Origin of the sequence: Mesorhizobium sp. M7A.F.Ca.CA.002.05.1.1 (assembly GCF_003998335.1) — a bacterium.
GTDB lineage: Bacteria > Pseudomonadota > Alphaproteobacteria > Rhizobiales > Rhizobiaceae > Mesorhizobium.
This window is the reverse complement of sequence record NZ_RZQI01000667.1, coordinates 1-3,360: the sequence shown is the minus strand read 5'-3', so window position 1 is coordinate 3,360 and position 3,360 is coordinate 1. Positions and strand designations below refer to the sequence as shown.

General features: G+C 64.4%; 6 protein-coding genes. 4 read left to right on the top strand and 2 right to left on the bottom strand.

Annotation, left to right across the window (positions count from 1 at the left end):
- Nucleotides 1-483, bottom strand: a 483-nt coding sequence (locus EN939_RS26275; protein WP_127270678.1) for an ATP-binding cassette domain-containing protein, incomplete at its 3' end; no start/stop codon positions are given.
- Nucleotides 480-1,277 (bottom strand): ABC transporter ATP-binding protein, encoded by a 798-nt coding sequence (locus EN939_RS26270; RefSeq protein ID WP_127270676.1) that lies wholly within the window; start codon nucleotides 1,275-1,277, stop codon nucleotides 480-482. The genes EN939_RS26275 and EN939_RS26270, both read right to left, overlap by 4 nt.
- 126 nt (nucleotides 1,278-1,403) lie before the next feature.
- Here EN939_RS26270 and EN939_RS26265 point away from each other — a divergent pair, with 126 nt between their 5' ends.
- The 4 genes from EN939_RS26265 to EN939_RS26250 form a co-directional block, all read left to right on the top strand.
- Complete coding sequence (locus EN939_RS26265; protein WP_127270675.1) at nucleotides 1,404-2,138, top strand: GntR family transcriptional regulator; 735 nt, start codon at nucleotides 1,404-1,406, stop codon at nucleotides 2,136-2,138.
- Complete coding sequence (locus tag EN939_RS26260) at nucleotides 2,135-2,617, top strand: DUF3830 family protein (RefSeq protein ID WP_127270673.1); 483 nt, start codon at nucleotides 2,135-2,137, stop codon at nucleotides 2,615-2,617. Before EN939_RS26265 ends, EN939_RS26260 begins: the two co-directional genes overlap by 4 nt.
- Entirely contained in the window at nucleotides 2,618-2,971 is a 354-nt protein-coding gene (locus tag EN939_RS26255) for a TIGR04076 family protein (protein WP_127270671.1), read from the top strand. It abuts the gene before it with no gap.
- Nucleotides 2,968-3,360: aldo/keto reductase (locus tag EN939_RS26250; protein ID WP_164751228.1), on the top strand; the 393-nt coding region annotated here is incomplete at its 3' end. The genes EN939_RS26255 and EN939_RS26250, both read left to right, overlap by 4 nt.

Sequence of the window (3,360 nt, the reverse complement as noted above, 5' to 3'; positions counted from 1 at the left end):
CACCAGCACTCTGGGGTGGACGATCAGCGCCCGTGCGACAGCGAGCATCTGCCGCTGTCCGCCCGACAAATTGCCGGCGGCGGTGCGGCGCTGGCGGACGAGGTCTGGGAAGGCGGCATACATCTCCTCGATGCGGGCAGGGATTTCGCGCCGCTCGAGGACGCCGCAGGCGACCCTGAGATTGTCCTCGACCGACATCAGCGGGAAGATGTTTTCGGTCTGCGGCACGAAGGCCAGTCCAAGCCGCACCATGGTGTGGGCAGGCGCAGCGGTGATGTCCTTGCCGTCCAGAAACACCGTGCCACCGGTGATCGGGACGAGGCCGGCGATGGCCTTGATGAAGCTCGACTTGCCGGCGCCGTTGGGGCCCAGCACGACGACGATCTCGCCTTTTTTGACAGTGATCGAGGCGCCGCGCACGATCGGCACGCCGGGCTCGTAACCGGCTTCGAGGTCGCGGACTTCGAGGACGATCTCGCTCATGCCGCGCCTCCGAGATAGGCCTCGATGACACGTGGGTCGCGAGCGACTTCTTCGGCCGTGCCTTCGCTGAGCAGCTGGCCGCTCGCCATGACGAGGACGCGATGGCAAAGCCGCGTCACCATATCGATATTGTGCTCGATCAGCAGGAAGGTGATGCCACGCGCGTTGATGTCCCGGATGCGGTCGATGATGACCTCCAGCAGCGTCGCGTTGACGCCGGCCGCCGGTTCGTCGAGCAGTATGATCGCCGGGTCGGCCATCATCACGCGGGCGAGTTCGAGCAGCTTGCGCTGGCCGCCGGAAAGCACCCGCGCCGGCTCATGCGCGAGATGGGTGAGGGTGACCAGTTCCAGCAGTTCGAGCGCCTTTGTCCTGGCGGCTCTTTCCTGCGCGGCGACGCGCCATGGCGTGATGAAATTGGCGAGCAGCTTTTCGCCGGCCTGGCCCTGTGCGGCCAGCATAATGTTTTCGATCAGCGTCAGATTGGGCAGCGGGCGCGGGATCTGAAAAGTTCGGCCAACGCCATGACCGATGCGCAGATGCGCGGCTTCGCCCGAGACAGGCGTGCCGTTGAGTAGGATCTCGCCGCTGGTCGGCAGGATGCTGCCGGCGAGCAGGTCGAACATCGTCGTCTTGCCTGCACCATTGGGGCCGATCAAGCCGAGGATTTCTCCCGCTTTGACGTCAAACGAGACATCGTTGACCGCGACAAGGCCGCCGAACCGCCTGACGACATTCCTTGCCGTCAGAACCGGCGCGCGGGTTTCCCCTTGCCGTTTGGTTGCCTCGCTCATCAAACCCTCTGGCCGAAGACGATCGTTGCCGTCTCCTGATTATGATTTGTGATCACACTTGCTTTGATCACGCTATTCGGCTTTAATTTCATCCGCAAGCCGAAAACCGGCCAAGAACGGAATTCCATGCAAAAGGCTGCCATCGAAAAGAACAACGAGGCGATCGCGGCCCAGCTTGCGCCAGTCGGCCGCGAAACTGTGCAGGACCGCGTCTACTCGGAATTGCGCCGCGCCCTGATCGGCGGCCTGTTCGAGCCGAGCCAGGTGCTGACCATCCGTGGCCTAGCTGACGCCTTGGTCACCTCGACCATGCCGGTGCGCGAGGCGCTCGGCAGGCTGATCACGGAAAAGGCGCTGGAGGCGCTGCCCAACCGTTCGGTGCGTGTGCCGCCGATCACATTGGAACGGCTGGATGATCTCTTGCGTGCCCGCATCCTGATCGAGGGCGAAGCGATCGCGCTGGCCGCCGCCCGCATGGGCCCGCGCCAGATCGCCACCATCGAAACCATTCTCGGCGAATGGGACGAGATGCGGGCGCTGAAACACAAGAAGGACGTCGATCGCGAAGTGACGCTCAATCAGAGCTTTCATTTCGAGATCTACCGCTCCTGCGGCTCGGCCGTGCTGATCCCGATGATCGAGAGCCTGTGGCTGCAATCGGGGCCCTGCATCCGCGTCGCTATCTATGCCTTCTCGGAGGCCGGCGAAGTCGACACCGCCCAGTATCACCGCCGCATCGTCATGGCGCTGTCCACGCAGGATGCGCAGGCGGCGCGCGAATCGCTTGTCGCCGACATCAGCCGCCCCTTCACCTTCCTGCGCAGCAAGCTGCAGGCCGCCGCCGCGAAAGACCAGACATGACCGCCATCAGGATCACCGAGCCGCGCTCGCAGCTTTCCGTCACGGCGCTGCTGCTGCCCGAGAAGGCACCGGAAAACGCTGCCTTCCTCTCGGCCTATCTCGGCACGCCACGTGTCGTCCCTGGCATCCATGCGATGTGGACGGGGCCGGAAATCTCCTGTCCGGTTCCCGCGGCCGATCTCGAGGGCCAGGCCTATGCGAAACCGTTGCCGGCCGAGAACGCGACGCTGACGCCGCAGCCGGGCGACATCGTGCTTTCCTACGTGCCGCCACGCATGTGGGGCGGCAATCCCAATGCGATCTTCGACATCGGCCTCTACTACGGGCAGGGCGCGCGGCTCTTGTTCCCGATCGGCTGGCTGGCCGGCAGCGTGGTGGCGCAAGTGCGCGTCGAAGAGCGTGACCGGTTCGCCGCCGCTTGCGGTGTCATCCGCCGCAACGGCGCCTGCGATGTTACCTTCAGCCTGATGGAGGCTTGAATGGCCGACGACAGTTTCGAGCTGTTCGATCTTCGCGTCGAGGCGGTCATCCCGGAGGGCAAGCCGATCTATTGCGGCGCCAAGGAAGGCGACTATTTCGAACTTAAGGGCGAGATGCTGTCGATGCCGGCAGGGCAGGGTTTTTCGATCTATTCGCTCGCCGCCGTCTTGCCTCTGCTGGCGGCCAAGCAGCGCCCAACCCACCCGAACGACTGGATGACCTCGGACGCGGAGATCGCTTGTCCCGATCCCAATTGCGCCAGCCGGCTGAGGATCGTCAGGATGGCCAAGCGGCGGTTCAGCCACGCCGAGACCACGGCGGTGCCGCTGCCTAAAGAGGATGACCTGAGATGAGTGCCAACACCTTCGAACTCGGCTCTGGCTACACCATCTCGCGCGTCATCCGCGGCGGTTGGCAGCTGGCCGGCGGCCACGGCGCCATCGACCGCAGCCAGGCGGTGGCCGATCTGATCGCCACCTTCGATGCCGGCATCTGGACCTATGATTGCGCCGACATCTACACCGGCGTCGAGGAATTGATCGGCGCCGCGCGCCTGCGACTGGCCAGTGAGCGCGGCCTCGATGTCGCCGCCCGGATGAAGGTGCACACCAAGCTGGTGCCCGACCTCGAACGGCTGGCCAGCATCAGCCGCGACTACATCAGGAGCATCGTCGACCAGTCATTGCGGCGGCTGAAGACCGAGCGGCTCGATCTCGTTCAGTTCCACTGGTGGGATTATGAC

Coding starts and splice junctions, on each gene's coding strand:
- EN939_RS26270 (WP_127270676.1), bottom strand. CDS start 1,277: ATGAGCGAGGCAACCAAACGGCAAGGGGAAACCCGCGCGCCGGTTCTG.
- EN939_RS26265 (WP_127270675.1), top strand. CDS start 1,404: ATGCAAAAGGCTGCCATCGAAAAGAACAACGAGGCGATCGCGGCCCAG.
- EN939_RS26260 (WP_127270673.1), top strand. CDS start 2,135: ATGACCGCCATCAGGATCACCGAGCCGCGCTCGCAGCTTTCCGTCACG.
- EN939_RS26255 (WP_127270671.1), top strand. CDS start 2,618: ATGGCCGACGACAGTTTCGAGCTGTTCGATCTTCGCGTCGAGGCGGTC.